Here is a 20,115-nt window from a genome sequence, read left to right on the forward strand (position 1 = left end):
ATAAAAATAAAAGAAGATACCTATTATTTGTGAATAATAGATATCTTCTTTTTACTTCTTGCTTTTCAATCGGACCCAATTGGAATATGGAAAGCTCCAAAGTGATTTGATATCTCAGTTATGTTACAAAGGTACCTTCAACAGGTTTATTTAGCTTTCTCGTTTAAATTGAAACAGTTTTGATTAATGGCCAAGTTTCGATAAACCAGCAGATTTAAATAATCATTGGTGCTTTGAGATTGGATTTTAATTTACCAATGTCATAGTTGAAAAGTCATCTGTTGCCGATTATTAAATAAATATAAATTCAAATCCCATCTCCTGCGAAATTATGGAGTGTTAAATAATTTTTTAAAAAACGTTTTGTTCGTTCATTTTGTGGATTTTCAAATAGCTCTTTTGGCGTTCCCTCTTCAACAATATGTCCATTCGCCATAAAAATCACACGATCGGCAACATCTTTTGCAAATTCCATTTCATGCGTCACAACAATCATTGTACGACCTTGTTTAATAACCGACTTCATTACATTTAATACTTCTTCTACAAGCTCTGGATCAAGTGAAGAGGTTGGCTCATCGAACAAGATTACATATGGATTTAGTGCAAGTGCTCGTGCTATGCCAACTCGTTGCTGTTGTCCACCCGAAAGTGCTACAGGAAAATTGAATTCTTTCCCTTTTAATCCGACTTCAGCTAGCATGTCGAATGCTATTTGTTCAGCCTGTTTCTTGGAAATATTTTTGGTTAAACGCAATGGCTCGGATACATTATGTAAGGCTGTTTTGTTTTTGAATAAATTATAGTTCTGGAATACCATCCCTGTTTTCCCACGCAATTTAACTACTTGGGCTTTATGGAAATTCTCTAAATTCACTTCTTCACCATCAATTTGAATAATGCCCTTTTCTGCCTTTTCCAGAAAATTTAAACAACGTAAAAATGTGGATTTCCCTGATCCGGAAGGACCGATAATAGCCAGTACCTCTCCTTCTTTTATCTCAACATCAAGTCCTTTTAAGATAGCAGTATTCCCGTAGCTTTTATGCAAATTTTGAATTTTAATCATTTCGTTGCCTCCTTTCGGTACGGACGCTCAACATAATTTTCAAGTCTTGACTGTAAGTAAGATAAAATCACCGTAATTGCCCAATATATTAAGCCAACTGTTAAATAAGCTTCTAAAAATTTATAAGTTACGGCTGATTCAAGTTTTGCCCTTGCAAGCATGTCTACAACACCAATCGTAAAAGCTAATGAAGTTTCTTTGATTATCATAATGTAATAGTTGCCGGATGACGGAATTGCAACACGTAAAACCTGTGGTAATATAACCGTGCGCAGCCCTTGCCACTTTGTCATGTTTACTGCATCACATGCTTCAAACTGACCTTTATCCACTGCTAGAAATGCTGAACGAAATACTTCTGATAAATATGCTGCATTTTTTACACTTAGCGCAAAAATCACAGCTGTTATAGCATCTAATGTACTAAAGCTGGGAAATAGTTGTGGCAATCCAAAATAAAAAATAAAAATCTGAATCAACGTTGGAACCCCACGGAAATAAGAAATAATAATCAATAAAATTTGATAAAGAACAGGAACCTTTAAATTAATAATTACTGCAAATATTAGACCAACAATGACCGCTAATATAAAAGAAAGTGTACCCATGTACAAAACAATTGGTAAATACTCTATGATTCTAGGAAAGATCTCAATCATATAACCAAAATCAAAATTCACAATACCCCTCTTTTCTATCGAACTAACCTTATACTGTAATTTAAAAACTTTTAGAAATCAGAAGGCTGTTCAGAGATCACTCTGGACAGCCCATCATTAACTATTGATTATGTGGAATAGTAACGTCAATTGCACTCCATTTGTCTGAAAGCTCTTTTAATGTGCCATTGTCCTGTAGCTTTTGAATCTCTGCACTAAATGCTTTTAAAAATTCTTCATTTTCTTCAGAACGTACAAATGGGAAGCCGTAATCAAAGTTGATTAAATAATCTTCACCGTATAGTTTTAATGGTAGACCTTCATCACGTATACGAGATGCTGCGGTAATTTTCACATCAATAAATGCATCTAATCGACCTGATGCTACTTCATTATATGTTCCACTTACATCTTGATAAGGCGTAATGATTATTTCGTTACCATTTTCTTCATTCCATTTCTCTAAAAATTGATGCAAGTTATTTCCTAATAAAACACCAACCTTTTTACCTTTTAAGTCTTCAATGCTATTAATAGTATTATTATCTTCATGTACAACTAGAGTAGCACCTGAATAAGCATAAGGGGTTGAAAAATCATATTTCGCACGACGCTCTTCTGTCATGGCAATTAAATTGGAAACAGTATCAATTTTCCCTGCATCAAGCATTCCAAAAATCCCTGAAAACTCAGCGAACTCCCATTTAATTTCATAACCCAATGCTTCGCCAACCTTTTCTAATACTTCTACATCATAGCCTTGTGCCTTTCCGTCTTCATCAACAGAAATAAATGGAGGGTATATCCCTGATGAACCTACAACTAAAACCTCTTTTTTTGCATCATCAGCATTTGCTGCCTCTGTCTTTGAAACAGCCTCATTTTCATCACCACAAGCAGTTAACAATAAAAACAATGTGCTGATAAAAAATAAAATAGATAATTTTTTTAAACTATTCATTTAAACTCCTACCTTGTCTAGTTCTTTTTCTATAACTTCCACTAATTCATCCGCAAATATCTCACGCGGATATTGGAATTCCAATTCATTGATAAATACGGTTGGTACCATTTTCACATTACGCTCAATTGCCTCAGCTGTTATCAGTAAGCTACGATCGATATTTGAAAATTCTTCTTTTAAGTCATATTTCTCTTCAATGTATTTCTTTATTTCAAAACTCGAATATTTATCCCACGTTGCTTGATTTTTAAATAATTCACTTATGATTTCTAATGTTCTTTCTGGATTAGAGTAATCTAAATTTGCATTAATTAATGTTCCAGGCAATAACATTTCACGTGGTTTATCGTAATGTTTTACTATTAAAGCTACTTTCTTTTCTTGAAAATACTTTGGAAGCGTATTATCCACTAATTCATAAAATGTTGCACAATATGGACATGCATAATTTAAAAACACTTCAATTTTCACAGGGGCACTCAAATCGCCAATTACTAAATAATCATTTTTAATTTCCGTCATTATTAACCACCCTTTATTTTCTTTTAATTTCAAAAATTCAATAAATACATTCTATACTAGATTTATAGGAATTGTAAACAATTATTAAAAATAGTTAATTATTGTATTTGTGGGTAATTTTAGAAATCAATTCAATGATACAGATTGACGAAGTATGACTTGAACCATTGGTTCATTTACTTATTAGCGTATGTTTGTTGAATTTGGGGAAATGCTAATTAAATTATGTTCATAAGAAAAAACTAATCATGGACCGCTACCATCTTTGTGAGATTGGTATGAAATTGTAGTGGATAGTTTTTTCACCTAAAATCCAATTGATTCTCTACGAAGTTATTAAATGCAGATTCTTATTACGAGTTGGGACTTATGGTTGGATGTTTACAGTCAAGGAGTAACACCAATATGTAAAGTGCTTGTTTTTTATAAGAAACAAAAAAACCCTCTTAATTGAAGGGTTTCTTTACATTCCTACTTAAATCGCTCGATAGCAAAAAGGTCAATATTTTCATTTGTTCGTCTGTTTATTATTAACTCGCTAAGAATCTTTCCTATTACACTGCTAAATTTAAAACCGTGTCCCGAAAATCCTGCTGCTATGGCTATATTTGGATGTTTCGGATGTAAATCTACAACAAAATCCTCATCAGGTGTTAGTGTGTATGTACATGTTTTTCCATATAATAAGTTCCCGGCAGAAGGCATGAAACTTGTTAAGAACTGTGTCAAGTCTTCTTGATCTGCTACCTCCTCACCAAATGGTTTCATAGCTTCATCTGGATTTATCGTAGTTCCTTCATCATGCCTGCCAACTTTCAAGCCCGCTTTTTGAATGCTAGGAAATCCATAGTATTGGCCATTAGGTGTATCAAACGCGAAAGCAGGAAAAACATTCTCTCCGTATATCCCCTCTTCTACATCAAACCACGCAAAGGTCTTTCTCACGGGATTAAGGGGCAACTCCAAGTCAAGCATGGATAACAATTGATTTGACCAGGCACCAGCAGTCAAAATTAATGAGTGCGCAGTAAATGAAACAGAATCTGTTGAGACCTCGACACTCCCTGCTTCAGCCTTTATGGATGTAACTCTACTGTTTGTTAATATAGTGACTCCTTTTAATTTGGCTAGTTCACGATATGCATCAATACACTCTTCGCATCGAAGTACACCTGAAGCTGGTTCATGGCAACCAATGAAGTCACTCGGCACTGTAATACCTGGCCAACGGTCTTTAATTTCAGCTGCACTCATTATTTCTATTGGAAGAGAAAAGCGTTTGGAGCTAGAAATTATATTTTTAATAGAACTTGAAGATTCTTTTCCTACATTTAAAACCCCTGTATTAAAAAAAAGCTGTTTTCCTGTTTCCTTTTCTAACTCATACCATAACTCTTGCGCCTTTAGTGCTAGAGGTACATACTCTTCTCCTTCGCCATAAGCATGTCTGATGATTCTTGTTTCCCCATGGTGACTTCCCTTATCATGAGGAGGATTATGCGAATCTAGTAAAAGTACCTTTTTCCCAGTTAAAGATAAATAATATCCTGCCGCCATTCCCATAGAACCAGCACCAACTACTATAACATCATAATTTACCATGTGCTTCTACCTCTCTGAAAACCTATTATTATGCTTTTTCTTACTTCTCTTATTGCAAGAAGCATATATACTTGCTAAGTATCTACTCTTTTCTTATCACTCTTTCAAACTAAAAAAGACCTTATTAGAATTAGGTCTTCAAAAATTCTTCTATAAATAACTCAGAGCTTTCCTTGTTTAATTTGTTGTGCAAATTCATTTAAGAAATTTAAAAGTGCTTTTCGAAATTCAATTACCACTGCTTTGTCTTTAAAGTGTATTAGATTATCCTTTTTTCTTAAAATATCTTCTAAATTCCAGGAAAGGTATTTTGGGTTTAATTGTTTATCTGTTTTTTGCTCCAAGTAATATAAATAATTCGTTTTAAAAATCCATTTCATCGTAATGGGTGCTGGTCGACCAGTAAATAAAACATGATCCCTACCTGCAATCTCGATAAGTTTTTCATAAAAGTCCAAGTCACCTAAATAATCTACATAGACACGATAAGGTAACTCAGCGTTTTGATCCTCTTGCACGATTATTTTAAATTCATATAAAGTTGTACTATCCAATTTATCCCTTCCTTTTTATACAATAAGATTAGATATTTAAAATATAACATAGGCAATACATATTTTCTTACGATTTACTGCCTTACATGACAAAAAATCCATTAAAACTTTGTTTTGGTCAAGTAATTTTCTTTTCAAAAAACATAATTTTTTAATGAGTGGGGAAAATTAAACTCATCAAAAAAATCTATTGAAATTTCTTAAGGAGAAAAAATGAAGAGTAGCTATTTTAAATACCTTTTACTGTTTTCAAGTATATTGTTGACGTTCGGATTATTTGCAGCATCCTCATTAGCCAAAATGACGAAAGATGAACTTTTTAGAGCAATTGAAAAATACAGCGAGGAAAATAATCGTGAGCCGATTGATGCTAAAATCGATTCTGTCTGGAAAGCAATACCAGGCTACAATGGACGTACTGTAGACATTGAAGCTAGTTATAAGAAAATGAAGTCCAAAGATAATTTTGATGAAAAGAAAATTGTTTATAAGGAAATCTCACCTAAAATCCATTTAGAGGATTTAGCTAACCAACCCATCTATAGAGGTAACCCACAGAAGCCAATGGTTGGCTTCTTAATTAATGTGGCCTGGGGAAACGAATATATCCCGGGAATTCTTGAAGCTCTAGAGAAACATAATACAAAAGCTACATTTTTCTTCGATGGTAGTTGGGTGAAAAAGAACCCTGATGTAGCTAAACAAATAAAGGCTGCAGGACACGAAATAGGTAATCACGCGTATAGTCACCCGGACCTCCAACAACGCTCGATGGAAGAAACAAAAGTGGAATTAGTAAAAACGAATCAGGTAATTGAAGACACCCTTGATATAAAGCCGAAATGGTTTGCCCCACCAAGTGGCAGTTTTAATGAGACAACAGTTCAAGTTGCTGAGCAATTGGACATGAAAACCATTCTATGGACAGTCGATACAGTGGACTGGAAAAAACCCGCGGCCGCTGAAATGGTAAATCGCGTTATGTCTAAAGTAGAAAACGGTTCAATGATTCTGATGCATCCAACACAGCCTGTCGCTGAAGGGATGGAAACCATGATAAAAGGAATTAAAGGAAAAGGATATACATTGGGTACTGTTAGCGAGCTTATGAGCGAGAAACGAATAGATTAGACAGCTTAATAATAGAGTGGTTTGACGTTACATTTAGGTACCACTAATTATTATAATCCCTAACAGAAAAAACTCGCCTAAGTATATGGCGAGTTTTTTTATTCCTACAGCTCTAATAATTTCCATTTACCAAGCTTGCTTCATATAAATCAATGATTTCTAAAAACCTCTCCGCTTCTCTAAATGTATGGTCAGCTAATAGAGGGTGAATGTTACTTTTAATTCTACAAGCCTCGATTAAATCACGTGCTGTTTTCTTAAAATCTCTTAAAGAGGTAACTGATACCCGATTTTGATCTAAAAATTGAGTTAATATTGGTTTCGTTTCAGACTGTGGTCGCATATATTCTAAATCAATTGCCTGAAAAAGTAACTGGTCAAAATCATGGCTAAATTCTCTGGCTTGTTCTACTAGTTTTCTTTCAGAAGGATCTAAAAGATGCCCTATAAATTTTGCATGATCTGCCATTATTTTGAGAAAGAACACATTCTCTTTAATGATATCATCCGCTTTTGGCGTGAGGATTCCTTGATTTAGTTCCTGTAAGCGGTTAGCAAAATAAGCGGCTTCCCTGCTAATATGATCAATTAATAGTGGATAATTATTAGACCTAATTTCACAACGCAGGGTTAAACCTAATACTTTTCGCTTATAAGCCCATATGGCAACTGCAGACTGATAAACCTCATTATTAAATGATTGTATAACACGTAATTCAGAGTCATTTGTAAACCGACTTAACTTTTCCTCAATTCTTTCAAAAACCGTAATAAACTGGTTTGCTTCATCAATCAATTGTTTCTGCTCATAAGTGAAACCTAGGCTTAAAAATAAAGCATGCTCTTTCATTATTCTGGCCCAAAATTGTATTTCATATAATGAACGAGCAACTATCGGATTAGCCATCATGCCCCCTCCTTTTTCTTTACTTTTACATGTATATGTAAGTAACGTTTGTCCTCATTTCAAATTAATAAATTAGGCTTGTAAAAGCTTCTCCCTATAATTTTGACCTAATTGGCGAAGAAATCTCAGGGGATACGAAACAGGAAAGCATTACTACCGATGGGAAAAATAACTTATATGCTACCAATAAATTTACAAAACAGACTAGAGGTGCAAGGAAAAGAAAAATTGTTATCAAATGGTCTTTTGTTATTTTACGAAGAACATGGAGATGATTGTGTGTGACAAGTCTTCATGTACAATCTTGTTTCCCAGATAAACACTAGAGTTCAATGTGACAGACTCAATACTTTATTATTGTCGTTCCCCCATGCTCAGTTAATAATGTTCGATGACTTAGTTCCTCTAACCATGACCTTGGATTAAGCTGGTACATCCCATATTGATTTTGGTATGTATAATTCCCAACATTGATTGTAATTGGCTCTGGTTTAGTAAGAACAGTTTGAATATATTTTTCATACCAATTTTGAACAGGAATTTCATAAAGTTCAATCACATCTCCAACATCCATATATTTCTCCAAATAGAGGAAAAAATAGTAACTGCCAAGTCCCCGCACTTCGTAAATGTATGGCATTGTCAATACTGGTTTAACAATCTCCCGCCACTCTTGAACTGTTTCGTATACCGAAAAACACATACCAGTTTCATAAACACCGCCATTGTTGTAATCTTCAATTTCTCTAGGCATTATAAACGGTTTTGAAGATGCTAAGAATTGAATACTAGACACTAGTTTTCCCCCTTTCCACTTAAATAATAATATTCTACTATCTTTGCAACTCTCCTTTTTACATTTTTTCAAAATTAGAATATAAGTTTAATTTTTACTTACTATGCTTTAATATTACATTAACACTTTCTCTCCTTCAGAAATTCCAGTACATTTGTTACTCTCCTGATTGATAGGTTATAAAAAGGAGCATTTATCTGTTGATAAACACTCCTCAACTTAATTCACTTGTTCCACTTGGACTTTCTTTCCTACATTAAAGATTACTACTCCGACAATAATTAAAACCACACCCGCAAGATCTTCCCATTTTAAATCTACTTTTGGTAAAGATAAAAAACCTGTTACATCAAATATAAGTGAAAAAGTTAATTGTGCAATAATACTTATAAGAACTGTTTTCGTTGGGCCTAGTATTTTCATCGCTTGAATCATCGAGTAGATTACACCAACTCCTACTAATCCAAAGAACCAATAGCTTGTTTTCATTCCACTTACATCAAAAATATCCGCTCCTTGAAGTAAGAGTCCGATAAGAAAAGCAGCAATACTTCCTGTTAATAGCACAAAAGTAGTTGCGAACCATGAGCTCACATGTTCATTTAGATGACGATTGAAAATATTTTGTAATCCAACAAAAGATCCTGCTACTATTGCTAAAAATATACCTAAAATCAACGAATTCCCTCCTCGTATATGTTATGTTTTGCTAATTCAACCAGATGTTCGTGATTGAGAATCAAAATTAAATCTTTTGTTCGCTCGATTATTTTTTGATTACATAAATCCACAAGCACCCGATTCATATGTCGTTTGCTTGTCCCAATTAAATCTGCTGCGTCTTTTAAGTCTCGGTTTAAAACTGTTCTATCATCGATTGAGACGGATAATAGATAACTGCACAATCGCACTTCCACTGGATACATTAAATTAAAAGCTAATGCATTGGAATTGACATAAAGCTTTTCCGTAATTCTTTGCAATACAAAATGGACAAATGGTAAATGATTCATGCCATAGCTTTGGGCAATATGTATTGGTATCGTGAGGATTTGTACATCTGTTATTGCTTCTACCGTATTAATATAGGGGGCTTCCTGTACAAATTCAATGTCACCCAGAATATCGAATTTTTCTTTAAAAGCTAAAATCAATCTTTTTCCTTCATCAGAAGTTTTATAGGTTTTAATTTTCCCCTTTACTAAAAAAAATACATATTGAGGATTTTCACCTTGCTGAATGATTAAATCGCCCTTGCTATAGCGATTAATGGCAAGCCCTCGGATTAATTCCTCATTTAAAACGCGATCTAATGAAAATTTCTCTATATAGTTTTGCAAGAATAAATCACTCCTATAAGCTGATCAATACAGCTCCAAGCATCATCAACGCAAGACCGGCCCATTGTTTACCGGCAATTTGCTGTTTTCTAATATCGAATAGACCCAACGCTTCAATTACGATTACAATCCCCAATTGAGCCAGTAGTATTAACGAATTTGAGATAGTAGCTCCCACATATGATACCGCAATTACACTAGAAGCAACCACAATAGCACCAAACGAACCCCCGAATAAATACAATGGTTTTACTTTTTTATGCCCCAATGTACGTTCTTTCTTTGAGAATAAGTAAATGATAAATGCACCTGTTGCCCCAACAGCCTGAGTAATCATTGCAGTTGTCCATGTGCTGACTTCTGAACCAATCGTTGCGTTCGTTACATTTTGCAATGATATAAAATATCCTGAAAGTATGGCCAAAATAATTCCCATTAGTTAAATCCTCTTCTCGATGTAAATATACTCTTATTACACCATTTGGAATTCAAATAAAAAAGGACATATGTCCCGTTTTCAGAAAAAGCATAAAAGCTTATTCCATTGGTTAATTTAGAATAAGCATTTGTAATATTATTTATGTATTCCTACGCTTCCTCCAGAGTTAGCTTTTTTCTATTGTGATAGAGTATTTTGAATAAACTTTTTAAATGTCATTTCTTCTTCAACAAATGGAAAGTGATTACTTTCTTTAAAGGTATATAATGATGCGTTTGGCATCAGAGAAGCAGCTTCTACGGAGTATGAATACGGACATTGGGCATCATACTGTCCACAATAGATAAAAGCTTTTGTCCGTGTTTGTTCTAGTTGGGAGCGCAAATCATAGGTTGGAAGCTCTTCATTAGAGAAATAATCTAAGCGCTTCGAAACTGTTTTCCCACTGTTCGGGCGACTAATCATCTTCTCATAGTTTTCCTCGTTATACAAAGACATCATCGTCCATTCTTTATTAGCGGCTCGTCGTTCTTTCAAAGTCGAATCTGGATTCCTTAAGAATGCGATAATTTCTTTTATGCGTTTGTTGTTCGCATTCTCTGGACAGTAAATACTATCAGGATGGTGCATATATTCATTGGATGCACATAGACCACCAGCCACAATGTGAGCCAATGAATTCGGATGCATGATTGCATATTTCAATGCCAACATTCCACCGGTAGAATGACCTGCAAATAACCACTTTTCAATCCCAAGTGTACGACGAATAGCTTCTAAATCTTCCACACTATGCTCCATACTGTAATTATAAATTGTTAGATCATCTGTCGAGTTACCACAGCCTCTTAAATTTACTAAATAAACCGTGTAGTGATCTGTGAAGAGATTTGCGAACAGATTGCCCCTGCTATCATATTCACTATATAAATGTGTAATGCAAATAGGTTCTCCATTTCCACATTTAAAAACTTCAAAAGTTCCTCTATCCGTTTCAATAAATAGCTGTTCCCACAAAACTAAATCTCCCCTTAATTAAGAAAATTTTGATTAATATACAGTTTAATTCTACAAATATTCCCAAAAACCTTGCCTGAATTGTAAACAAAAAAAGAGTGTAAACAAAATCATAATGACTTTGTTTACACTCTATGTTATTAGATTAATATTGAACTTATGTAAGAGAAGCCGCCTTGCCGTAATGATTATAGAAAGTTTTTAACCACCACTCCTCAAAGTGGGTGTTCGCAAAAGATTTCCTGTATATCATCATTCACCTTGGTGTGATGTGCGCCATTCCATCCTCGATCTAAAACTCCCTTTTACAGCTTAAAGGTTAAAACTTAATATTCTACGTACAACGCAGCTGTTAATATTATATTAATGTAATGTATTAGGATTTGCAAGTAATTATCCTAAAATAATTTCAATACTCGTTAGAAGCCGCCTTGCCGTAATTATTAGAAAGTTTTTAACCACCACTCCTCAAAGTGGGTGTTCGCAAAAGATTTTCTGTGTATCATCATTCACCGTTGTGTGATGCTCGCCATTCCATCCTCGATCTAAAACTCCCTTTTACAGCTTAAAGGTTAAAACTTAATATTCTACGTACAACGCAGCTGTAATATTATATTAACACAAAGTATTATATTTTGCAAGTAATTATTCCAAAATAACTTCAGACAGATTTAAAGGTAAATGTAAATCTTATATGAAGCCGTGTTGCCGTATTCATTATAGAAAGTTTTTAACCACCACTCCCCAAAGTGGGTGTTCGCAAAAGACTTCTTGTTTATCATCATTTACCATGGTGCTGTAATATTATATTAATACAAAGTATTATATTTTGCAAGTAATTATTTCAAAATAACTCATTAAGAATATACTTATAGAACTGAATAATATAAAAAAATAACTTGAAAAAGAATTTTCAAACCCTTTGTAGAAATATTATACATAGATTGCTATAATAATTATAGAGATATAAGGAGGTTTGTCGTGCAAAATGTATCCAAGCGAACAATCTTATGGATTGTTCCAATCGCAATTATTGCAATTTTTTGGTATTTCTATGGCCCAAAAGATGAAATTACAGATAATGAGTATATTACATACATAAAAGAAGCATCTGTGGATGAATCCAACATTTCATTCGAAAACTCTTTTGCTACTAATTGTACAGATAGTAAATGGGTTTATTTTAAAACACAAAAAAATCAGAATGTTGTTGAGTTCAAAGGGACATGTGAAGTTGAAAATCAAAAAAGTGATTTAAATCTACAATTTGTAGTGGAAGATGATCAAAAAGGATATACAATGGGGGTATTGCTTCTCGATGGGAAGCAGCAAACGGAAGAACAACGCAATAACATGCTAAAGTTAATTGCATCTAACTAAACAATTGTTACCTCAAAAGGCATTTGCTTTTTTAGGTAACTTTTTTATTTTCTTAAAATTCATGTGAAAGTTTGATATATTTTAATAAGATAATAATGTGAAAGTAGGAAACTCTATGAATGTTGCAGCTATTGCCAAACTCTCAATCGCAATGGCCATTTTTGGTTCAATCGGTTTTTTTACCATTCATACCGGAATACCGGCAGTTGAACTTGTGTTTGTACGATGTATTTTTGCTACTATTTTTTTATGCGGAATGTGGTTCATTACAAGTGGACATAAAATCGAAGCCTGGAGCAAAAAAGAGGTTTTACAGACCTGTCTTTGCGGAATATTTCTTGTTTTGAATTGGGTTTTTTTATTTAAAGCTTTCGAAGAAATGTCCATTTCCGTCACTATTTCAATCTATAATTTAGCACCCATCATAGTATTGATCTTAGGAGCACTGTTCTTAAAAGAAAAAATGACGGTTCAAGGACTTCTTGCTACTATTGTTTGTTTTTTGGGCAGTATTTTGATTGTCGGAATCGATAACTTCCAATCGATCAACCAATTGATGAACTCCGGTTTTATCTGGGCTTTACTCTCTGCATTTTGTTATGCCCTGACAATGATAACAAGTAAAACGATTCAAAACTTGTCTCCGTACTCGATGACATTTATCCAAACCACAATCGGGATCATCATGCTTTTGCCATTTTGCGATTTTACGGTGTTTAATGGGCTATCCACTTCCAATTGGATTTTTATCATTGGTACAGGTTTGATACATACTGGTTTTGTTTATTATTTGTTCTTCGATAGCATTCGCAGCCTCCCAACATTCCTAGTATCTGTTCTTACTTTTGTTGATCCTGTTGTTGCAATCTTATTGGATATCGTACTTTTGTCATTTAGTCCAACTTTATTACAAGCACTAGGTATCTTCTTAATATTTGGCAGCATTTTTTATACAGTGAGACCCCGAAAACAGATAGAAAGTTAGCATGGTTTATGAATTAAATGCCCTTCATCTATATGAAGGGTATTTTGTTGCATCCCGTTGATTGCTTATCTTGTTGTGCCAGCCTATCTATATGACTAGCACTGATGGACTACTTAACAGATTAGTTTCTTTTTAAATTTGTTTTAATCAGGGGTTATTTTCGCTGCAGATTCTGACATCTAGTAGTTTTTATCTGTACTGCTTTGGGATGGTTCTATTTTCTTTTCCATTGATTTGTCTCATTAGGAGATGTATTGTGACACTTCTAATTCCTTCGTCATCTGATTTGTCTCAATCACACTTATTTTGTGACAGTTCTAGTTTCTCGTCCATATGATTTGTCTCAATCACACATGTTTTGTGACAGTTCTAGTTTCTCGTCTATATGATTTGTCACTATCACACATATTTTGTGACACTTCTCGTTTCTCGACCATATGATTTGTCTCAATCACACATGTCTTGTGACAGTTCTAGTTTCTCGTCCATATGATTTATCACTATCAAAACTGCTTTAGGAGATTCTAATCGATTTTTTTTGATTTGTCCTATAAGCATTTCTCTTATGAAAGCCTCATCTCAAGAAATGCCTCATACCAGCATAGATGTACTTTTTATAACAAATTAATCATCATAAAGTTTTTCATCCCCGCAATGAAAAGCTTCCCAATTATAGTTTCTCGGAAAGTGCTTCATTCTTACAAAAAAGAATTTTCACAAAATAAAACTTATCCCCATCTACTCCTATACAAAAAACAAAGGCGGTCTATTCACTAAACCATTAATATCAATACACACTTGATCCCAACACTATCCCCACAAAAAAACAGATGAAGAAAAGTCTCCTTTCCTCATCTGTTCATCATATTATCTCTCTGTCATTTGCTTCCAAACCGAGCCTTTTGCTTCTTCACCTTGTTCGATACGGGCAATGGCCATTTTCACTTGAAGTTTAACTTCAAATTCTTTGTCATCTTCTGCTTCGTGTAATGCCGGAAGACAGTTTTCCGTTCCTGTCTCGAACAAGTACATTGCCGCACGCCAGCGGACAAGTTTATTTTTATCTTTTAATGCTTCAATCATATACGGTTCAAATTCTACTAATCCTAAATCACTCATGCAATCGCCTGCTGTACGGCGAACTGCTGAGCTTTTGTCTTTTAATGCACGGGCTAAATATGGTACTACTGCTACATCTTCAATCATTCCTAAGTAAACTGTTGCTAAACGGCGGATTGACATTTGGTCGTCTTCCAACGCTCTTTCAAACAATGGCAGATCCTCAACCTCCGGGTCAGGCAGTTGATCTAATAATTGATAACGTTTTTGCCAGTCTTCCGCTGCTAGGAATTGCTCTAATGTTACTTTTTCTCTTTCTAAAGCAACTGTATTTTTCTTACTTGCTGCTTCGATAATTTGAGCTATACGTTCTTCCGGATATGTTGCATTAATTTCTTCAATTATTTCTTTTGCAATCTCTTCTTTTTCACCATATCGTACACCGAAATCAACCCATTTGCGTTCAAGGAGATAATTATCATCGAATTTGTCGACTTCTATTGATTGGAAGGCATGAACGTAACGTTCTCCTGCAGAAACACGATGTTCGATCGCTGAATCAAATACTTTTACTTGTAGTGGAAGACCTCTAAACATTTGAACGTGAACAAACACTTCTCCAAAATGGTCGTCCGCTTGGACTTCTTGAGTAGTCGCCTCACCGTTTTCACCTAATGCTGCTCCTACACTAGCTAAAATTGGTTCCCATTGAAATTTGGCATTTCGTTCCACTGCCAAAAAGTCAGCAACATGGTAGACCCCTTTTACCCCTTCAATCTCTAAAATCTCTTGAATTTGTTCAGGTGCACCTTCAGCATTTTCCTTTGTGTAATTGAAGGCTTTTCCAAATGGAAGTTCTTCGTCTACCACAACTTTCATCGAATTCGGACTTGGTGTTGGTTCGATTGTTACGATTTTCATACTATCCTCTCCTATCCATTCACGATGTCGTCTAAATACGTCCATCTTTCAATAAGTCGTTCATATTCTTTATTTAGATTATCCAGTTTTTCTGTTAATTGTTGAAGCTTTGTATAATCAGCTCCAGCAGATGCAATTCCCTCTTCAGTTGCTTCAATCTCTTCTTCCACTTTTGCAATCGTGTCTGAAATGGTTTCCCATTCTTTTTGCTCTTTAAAGGAAAGCTTCTTCTTTTCACTTTTCACTTTTTGCGGTTTTGCTTTTTCAACCTTTACTTCTTTCGCTTCCTCTTTTTGAGTTTTCTGTTGTTTCTCGAGGTAGTCACTATATACATCCAGAGTTTCTTCAACATTTCCTTGTCCGTCTAAAATCCAAAGCTTTTTCGCGATGCGATCCAGGAAGAATCGGTCATGGGAAATTGTTAAAATAACGCCAGGGAAATGCTCGATAAAATCCTCAAGAACCCCTAAAGTTTCGATATCTAAATCATTTGTTGGCTCATCCAATAATAATACATTCGGCTGTTCCATCAATAATCGCAGTAAATGAAGTCGTTTTCGCTCCCCACCAGATAATTTTCCTATCGGTGTACCATGTGTATGTAGGGGGAATAAAAATCTTTCGAGCATCTGGGCAGCAGAATATCGAACCCCTTCCGCATCTGTTATGTCATTTGAGGCTTCACGAATATATTCAATCATGCGTTCATTTTCATTCATGGCAGGGATCACTTGTTTAAAATGTGCTCTTTTTACTGTGGAACCGATAACAACCTCTCCTGCATCTGGTTCTATCTCTCCAGCTAATATATTTAATAATGTAGATTTACCGTAACCATTAGCTCCGATTATCCCTATACGATCCCCTTGCTGTAATAAAAAAATAAAATCTTTCAGTATGACACGCTCGCCAAAAGTTTTTGACAGCTGCTCACCTTCGATTACCTTTTTTCCTAGGCGCGACGTCGCTAGGGACAATTCTAGGTTAGCATCATTTGAACCACGCTCTATTTTAGTATCTAATTCTTCAAAACGTTGAATTCTTGCTTTTTGTTTCGTCGTTCGTGCTTTAGCCCCACGGCGAATCCATTTCAGCTCGGAACGATAACGATTTTGTAATTTGTCTTGAGTTGCTGCATCCATTTCCTCGCGTATTGCACGAGACTCTAAATAATCGGCGTAATTTCCTGTATGTCGATACAATGTTTGATTGGCAAGCTCATAAATATGTGTTGAGATTTCGTCTAAAAAGTAACGATCATGGGTGATGAATATTACTGCCCCTTTTAAGCGCATGACCATTTCCTGTAACCATTCCGTTGATTGAACATCCAAATGGTTCGTCGGTTCATCGAGTAAGTAAAGGTCTGCTGGCTCAATTAGAACCTTAGCCAAAGCAACTCGTTTTTGTTGCCCACCTGAAAGAGTCGTTACTTGTCGATCATACATATCAATGCCTAATTTTGTTAGAGCCTGTTTTGCAAGAGCATTTACATCCCACGCTTTGTCATTGTCCATTTGCTGCTGCAGGCGGAACAACTGATTTTGTAATTCTTCAGATTCTGGATTTTTCGATAGCGTTGTTAATGTTTCTTCATATTGTCTGTTTAATTGTAGAATCGGTGAATCTCCAGAGAATACTGCTTGTAATACAGTCTCCCCTTCATCAAATTGAGGATCTTGTGATAAATGGGAAATACGATATTTATTCGGGTGATCGAGTTCAACCGTATCGGCATCCTGCTGCCCTGCTAAAATGGATAGTAATGTAGATTTCCCTGTCCCATTGATACCGATTAACCCAGCACGTTCTCCCTCATAAATAGTAAACTCAATATTCTCAAATAGCGTTTTATCGCCAACGGTTTTTGTTAAATTTGATACGATTAAATGACTCATAAAATTCCTTCTCTTCCTTTTAGCTCGTGTAAAATTGATACTTTACAAGATTATCGCTAATTTTATATAAACCCATAAACGTCTACTTTTATTTAATCATTATAATTGATTTTCACAAAATAGTGCATTGATTAGCATTAAATTGAGACGATTAATTCAAATGGGCTTATGAATTCTAAGGTCAATCGTGATAATCCTTTCTATGTGAAATCCAATAATTCGTGATACAAAATATTAATAAAATCCAAATAAACTCCACTAGTACGGTACTTATTACACTTGTATGAATAGTTCCTGTAACCAGCACTTCCATGGCATGTTTACTTAAACTAGCCGGATTAATAAAATCAATTTTGGGAATTAAATTAACAATGATTCTGCAACCTATAAGAAAAATAATCGAAATCAATGCGATCATTCCCTGACTCCGAAAAATTGCACTTACCATCATTGTAAAAGAAACTATAAATAGCACCCATAAGAGATATAGTAGAAGTGCAATCATCATGTGATAAAACGCGACCTCTGTAAATAAATAATTTACATATAGATAAGAAACAAAGAATCCAATTGATACACTCAAAACCGCGATTAAATAATTTGATACGACTTTACCATTTAAATAGGAAATAATAGTGACTGGTCTTGTTAAAATAAAGGCCAACATGCCATTTGATTTATCTGATTGAATAATCCCCATGAACGTGATCACAAGAATAATAATTCCAAGCTGATCAAACTGGGAGCCTAATGTACTCGCGAGTACTTCCCCACCTTTTTGGCTGATTAAGCTCGAATCTATTGTAATTCCTTGACCGCCGCCTAATGCCTCCAAAATGTTAGGCAAATAATAAGTCACAATCGGTTGTGTACATCCTAAAAAGACAAAGACGATTGGCAGCCAAATCATTTTATAATCGCGAACCATTTGAACAAATTCTTTTCTTATAAGTAGTAAACTAGTATTCATTACCTCACCACCAATTTCAGGAAAATTTCTTCTAATGTCTCTCTACGGATTTCAAATTTTACGAAATCCACATTATGTTCAATTGCACTTTTAAGTAAAAGTTTTTTATTGTTATAGATGTTTTCAACCTTTATTTCGAGTGTGTTTCCTATTACCTTCATTTCCTCCACATAAGGCAATTTTCTTACCACGTTTATCCACTCTAGGTCAATGTTGACTAGTTCTACAGCTAACTGATTATCTCTGTTATGATGTAGAAGCTTTAATAGGGTCGTATCTTCTAATTTAAGTCCATCTTTAATAATGATAAATCTTTCACATATTTCTTCAGCGTCATTTAGGATATGGGTCGATAATAGAATGGTAGTTTCTTTTTTTATTTCTTGTATTATATTTAAAACCTCCCTTCGACCAATTGGATCTAACGCTGATACTGGTTCATCCATGATGATCAGTGAGGGTTTATGCAATAGTGCTTGTGCAATTCCGAGTCTTTGCTTCATTCCCCCAGAGAATGTTCCGACTTTCGAGTTTTCTGCACCCTGTAACCCTACCTTTCTTAGAATCTCTGGAATTTGATTGATTAAATCTTTTTTTTGCACGCCGGAAAGTTGACCCATAAACATTAGCGTTTCCTTCGCTGTCATCCAATTAAAAAAGTTTGGATATTGTGGCAAATAGCCAATTTCTCTTTTCATCTTGGTAATTTTATTTCCATTTAGTAAAATCTCGCCTTCTTCAGGTTTGATGATATCTGCAATCATTTTTATTAATGTTGATTTCCCTGCCCCATTCGGTCCTATTAAGCCGACACATTCACCCGTTTTTATTTCCATAGTGAAATTGTTGACGACATTTTTGTTTTTGTATGATTTCGTCACATTTCTTATTTCTAATTTCAAGATCTCTCACTTTCCTTTCTACCTATAACGAAGTAAAGAATAGGTCCAAGTGTATTAACAAAAAGAATAACAAACGTCCATAAGAGCACATTTTGCCTTGTTTTTCTATGTCGGTATAAATCAAGTAAGGCAAGGAGTACTAACAACGAACCTATTGCAATAAATGGGAGTATGACAGGAATAAATTCCATAATATCAATGTTTTTTAGTTCATCTAATCCATAATGTAATTGCAACTTCAACACCTCTTTCATTATCATTATTGATAATGATAACTAAAATGTTGAATATTTGCAATTGCTATTCTCATTTTTTATAATGAGATTAAAATTATAATTAGTTAATAGGTGATGGAATGACAAATAAAGTTGACATTTTAATGCATCCAGTGAGAATGAAAATATGCCAGGCATTAATGAGAAACAAGGAAAATGGGCTAACTCCATTAGAAATGGTTAAAATCATAAAAGATGTGCCACAAGCGACTCTATACCGACATATCCAAATATTGGTAGATTCAAGCATCATCCACGTGATTAATGAAAAAAAAGTTAAATCGGTTTCGGAGAAGTATTATGCTTTGAATGAAGTAGAAGCAAAACTAGTTGGGAATGAGTGGAAAAAGATATCTAATGAGGAAAAGCTTAATTATGTTTCATATTATCAATTATCTCTTTTGACACAATATCAAAGTTATTTAAAAGGTCTGGAGGAACAAAATCTTCAGGAAGACGGTGCTACCTTTTCATTAGTGGAACTAAAAATTAATGATGAACACTTTTCTCAATTTCAAAATGATTTGAATGAATTAATGAAAAAATATTACCATCATCAAGATAACGAAAAAGATTTACCAGGTCGTACAATTGCCATTACGATTATTCCGGATGCTTAAAATAAAAAGCAATTGAAAGTATGTCTTTCGACGAACTTTCAATTGCCTTTTGTTTAAACGGCTTTAAAATACAGACTTCTTTACTAGAAGTTGAGTTAGCTAATT

21 protein-coding genes and 2 other RNA genes are annotated in these 20,115 nt (G+C 34.5%); 4 read left to right on the forward strand and 19 right to left on the reverse strand.

Features of this window, described 5'->3' with window-relative positions:
* Positions 1-307 precede the first annotated feature (307 nt).
* The 6 genes from ACFQU5_RS03440 to ACFQU5_RS03465 all read right to left on the reverse strand — a co-directional run bounded on the left by ACFQU5_RS03440 (position 308) and on the right by ACFQU5_RS03465 (position 5,370).
* Complete coding sequence (locus ACFQU5_RS03440) at positions 308-1,069, reverse strand: amino acid ABC transporter ATP-binding protein (RefSeq protein ID WP_390284776.1); 762 nt, start codon at positions 1,067-1,069, stop codon at positions 308-310.
* Positions 1,066-1,749 carry an amino acid ABC transporter permease gene (locus ACFQU5_RS03445; protein WP_390284778.1) on the reverse strand — a complete coding sequence of 228 codons (684 nt, stop codon included), beginning with the start codon at positions 1,747-1,749 and terminating at the stop codon, positions 1,066-1,068. The genes ACFQU5_RS03440 and ACFQU5_RS03445 overlap by 4 nt, the downstream gene beginning before the upstream one ends.
* 100 nt (positions 1,750-1,849) lie before the next feature.
* Positions 1,850-2,689 (reverse strand): transporter substrate-binding domain-containing protein, encoded by an 840-nt coding sequence (locus tag ACFQU5_RS03450; protein ID WP_390284780.1) that lies wholly within the window; start codon positions 2,687-2,689, stop codon positions 1,850-1,852.
* Positions 2,690-3,214, reverse strand: coding sequence for a thioredoxin domain-containing protein (locus ACFQU5_RS03455; protein ID WP_390284782.1), 525 nt, complete (start codon positions 3,212-3,214; stop codon positions 2,690-2,692). It abuts the gene before it with no gap.
* A 471-nt stretch (positions 3,215-3,685) separates the two neighbouring features.
* Positions 3,686-4,816 (reverse strand): N-methyl-L-tryptophan oxidase, encoded by a 1,131-nt coding sequence (solA, locus tag ACFQU5_RS03460; protein WP_390284784.1) that lies wholly within the window; start codon positions 4,814-4,816, stop codon positions 3,686-3,688.
* 161 nt (positions 4,817-4,977) lie between these two features.
* Positions 4,978-5,370, reverse strand: a complete 393-nt coding sequence (locus ACFQU5_RS03465; protein WP_390284787.1) for a hypothetical protein — start codon at positions 5,368-5,370, stop codon at positions 4,978-4,980.
* Positions 5,371-5,583: 213 nt separating this feature from the next.
* On the opposite strand from ACFQU5_RS03465, the gene ACFQU5_RS03470 reads away from it, so the two are divergent.
* Complete coding sequence (locus tag ACFQU5_RS03470; protein ID WP_390284789.1) at positions 5,584-6,501, forward strand: polysaccharide deacetylase family protein; 918 nt, start codon at positions 5,584-5,586, stop codon at positions 6,499-6,501.
* Positions 6,502-6,613: 112 nt separating this feature from the next.
* On the opposite strand, the gene ACFQU5_RS03475 is transcribed toward ACFQU5_RS03470, so the two are convergent.
* The 8 genes from ACFQU5_RS03475 to ssrS (ACFQU5_RS03510) all read right to left on the reverse strand — a co-directional run bounded on the left by ACFQU5_RS03475 (position 6,614) and on the right by ssrS (ACFQU5_RS03510) (position 11,608).
* Positions 6,614-7,408 carry a DUF2935 domain-containing protein gene (locus tag ACFQU5_RS03475; RefSeq protein ID WP_390284791.1) on the reverse strand — a complete coding sequence of 265 codons (795 nt, stop codon included), beginning with the start codon at positions 7,406-7,408 and terminating at the stop codon, positions 6,614-6,616.
* A gap of 343 nt (positions 7,409-7,751) precedes the next feature.
* Entirely contained in the window at positions 7,752-8,204 is a 453-nt protein-coding gene (locus ACFQU5_RS03480; RefSeq protein WP_390284793.1) for a hypothetical protein, read from the reverse strand.
* A 219-nt stretch (positions 8,205-8,423) separates the two neighbouring features.
* Positions 8,424-8,882, reverse strand: coding sequence for a DMT family transporter (locus tag ACFQU5_RS03485; RefSeq protein WP_390284795.1), 459 nt, complete (start codon positions 8,880-8,882; stop codon positions 8,424-8,426).
* Positions 8,879-9,544, reverse strand: a complete 666-nt coding sequence (locus tag ACFQU5_RS03490) for a Crp/Fnr family transcriptional regulator (protein ID WP_390284798.1) — start codon at positions 9,542-9,544, stop codon at positions 8,879-8,881. The genes ACFQU5_RS03485 and ACFQU5_RS03490 overlap by 4 nt, the downstream gene beginning before the upstream one ends.
* 13 nt (positions 9,545-9,557) lie before the next feature.
* Positions 9,558-9,980 (reverse strand): DMT family transporter, encoded by a 423-nt coding sequence (locus ACFQU5_RS03495; RefSeq protein ID WP_390284800.1) that lies wholly within the window; start codon positions 9,978-9,980, stop codon positions 9,558-9,560.
* 180 nt (positions 9,981-10,160) lie between these two features.
* On the reverse strand, positions 10,161-11,000 hold the full coding sequence (locus ACFQU5_RS03500) for an alpha/beta fold hydrolase (protein ID WP_390284802.1): 840 nt from the start codon (positions 10,998-11,000) through the stop codon (positions 10,161-10,163).
* Positions 11,001-11,164: 164 nt separating this feature from the next.
* Positions 11,165-11,355: non-coding RNA, 6S RNA (gene ssrS, locus ACFQU5_RS03505), on the reverse strand.
* Positions 11,356-11,419: 64 nt separating this feature from the next.
* A non-coding RNA gene (gene ssrS, locus ACFQU5_RS03510) (6S RNA) lies at positions 11,420-11,608 on the reverse strand.
* A gap of 373 nt (positions 11,609-11,981) precedes the next feature.
* Between ssrS (ACFQU5_RS03510) and ACFQU5_RS03515 the strand changes: the two genes are divergently transcribed.
* Both ACFQU5_RS03515 and ACFQU5_RS03520 read left to right on the forward strand, forming a co-directional pair.
* Entirely contained in the window at positions 11,982-12,380 is a 399-nt protein-coding gene (locus ACFQU5_RS03515; protein ID WP_390284804.1) for a glucosamine 6-phosphate synthetase, read from the forward strand.
* A gap of 115 nt (positions 12,381-12,495) precedes the next feature.
* The gene (locus ACFQU5_RS03520) at positions 12,496-13,365 is read left to right on the forward strand and encodes a DMT family transporter (protein ID WP_390284806.1); all 870 of its coding nucleotides are present in this window, start codon (positions 12,496-12,498) and stop codon (positions 13,363-13,365) included.
* A gap of 867 nt (positions 13,366-14,232) precedes the next feature.
* Here ACFQU5_RS03520 and ACFQU5_RS03525 read toward each other — a convergent pair.
* The 5 genes from ACFQU5_RS03525 to ACFQU5_RS03545 all read right to left on the reverse strand — a co-directional run bounded on the left by ACFQU5_RS03525 (position 14,233) and on the right by ACFQU5_RS03545 (position 19,351).
* The gene (locus tag ACFQU5_RS03525) at positions 14,233-15,345 is read right to left on the reverse strand and encodes a virulence factor (RefSeq protein WP_390284808.1); all 1,113 of its coding nucleotides are present in this window, start codon (positions 15,343-15,345) and stop codon (positions 14,233-14,235) included.
* Between the two features lie 11 nt (positions 15,346-15,356).
* Positions 15,357-17,243, reverse strand: a complete 1,887-nt coding sequence (locus ACFQU5_RS03530; protein ID WP_390284810.1) for an ABC-F family ATP-binding cassette domain-containing protein — start codon at positions 17,241-17,243, stop codon at positions 15,357-15,359.
* Positions 17,244-17,424: 181 nt separating this feature from the next.
* Positions 17,425-18,213 (reverse strand): ABC transporter permease subunit, encoded by a 789-nt coding sequence (locus tag ACFQU5_RS03535; RefSeq protein WP_390284812.1) that lies wholly within the window; start codon positions 18,211-18,213, stop codon positions 17,425-17,427.
* The gene (locus ACFQU5_RS03540) at positions 18,213-19,115 is read right to left on the reverse strand and encodes an ABC transporter ATP-binding protein (protein ID WP_390284814.1); all 903 of its coding nucleotides are present in this window, start codon (positions 19,113-19,115) and stop codon (positions 18,213-18,215) included. Before ACFQU5_RS03540 ends, ACFQU5_RS03535 begins: the two co-directional genes overlap by 1 nt.
* A complete protein-coding gene (locus ACFQU5_RS03545; protein WP_390284816.1) occupies positions 19,112-19,351 on the reverse strand; it encodes a PLD nuclease N-terminal domain-containing protein in 240 nt (79 codons plus the stop codon). The genes ACFQU5_RS03540 and ACFQU5_RS03545 overlap by 4 nt, the downstream gene beginning before the upstream one ends.
* A 119-nt stretch (positions 19,352-19,470) precedes the next feature.
* Between ACFQU5_RS03545 and ACFQU5_RS03550 the strand changes: the two genes are divergently transcribed.
* Positions 19,471-20,010 carry a transcriptional regulator gene (locus tag ACFQU5_RS03550; RefSeq protein WP_390284818.1) on the forward strand — a complete coding sequence of 180 codons (540 nt, stop codon included), beginning with the start codon at positions 19,471-19,473 and terminating at the stop codon, positions 20,008-20,010.
* Positions 20,011-20,115: the final 105 nt, after the last annotated feature.

Origin of the sequence: Ureibacillus sp. GCM10028918, assembly GCF_042666115.1 — a bacterium.
GTDB lineage: Bacteria > Bacillota > Bacilli > Bacillales_A > Planococcaceae > Ureibacillus.

Bases quoted from the DNA above. Each gene is read 5' to 3' on its own strand.
- ACFQU5_RS03470 (WP_390284789.1), top strand. From the start codon at position 5,584: ATGAAGAGTAGCTATTTTAAATACCTTTTACTGTTTTCAAGTATATTG.
- ACFQU5_RS03530 (WP_390284810.1), bottom strand. From the start codon at position 17,243: ATGAGTCATTTAATCGTATCAAATTTAACAAAAACCGTTGGCGATAAA.
- ACFQU5_RS03450 (WP_390284780.1), bottom strand. From the start codon at position 2,689: ATGAATAGTTTAAAAAAATTATCTATTTTATTTTTTATCAGCACATTG.
- ACFQU5_RS03550 (WP_390284818.1), top strand. From the start codon at position 19,471: ATGACAAATAAAGTTGACATTTTAATGCATCCAGTGAGAATGAAAATA.
- ACFQU5_RS03440 (WP_390284776.1), bottom strand. From the start codon at position 1,069: ATGATTAAAATTCAAAATTTGCATAAAAGCTACGGGAATACTGCTATC.
- ACFQU5_RS03535 (WP_390284812.1), bottom strand. From the start codon at position 18,213: ATGAATACTAGTTTACTACTTATAAGAAAAGAATTTGTTCAAATGGTT.
- ACFQU5_RS03475 (WP_390284791.1), bottom strand. From the start codon at position 7,408: ATGGCTAATCCGATAGTTGCTCGTTCATTATATGAAATACAATTTTGG.
- ACFQU5_RS03525 (WP_390284808.1), bottom strand. From the start codon at position 15,345: ATGAAAATCGTAACAATCGAACCAACACCAAGTCCGAATTCGATGAAA.
- ACFQU5_RS03455 (WP_390284782.1), bottom strand. From the start codon at position 3,214: ATGACGGAAATTAAAAATGATTATTTAGTAATTGGCGATTTGAGTGCC.
- solA (WP_390284784.1), bottom strand. From the start codon at position 4,816: ATGGTAAATTATGATGTTATAGTAGTTGGTGCTGGTTCTATGGGAATG.
- ACFQU5_RS03520 (WP_390284806.1), top strand. From the start codon at position 12,496: ATGAATGTTGCAGCTATTGCCAAACTCTCAATCGCAATGGCCATTTTT.
- ACFQU5_RS03495 (WP_390284800.1), bottom strand. From the start codon at position 9,980: ATGGGAATTATTTTGGCCATACTTTCAGGATATTTTATATCATTGCAA.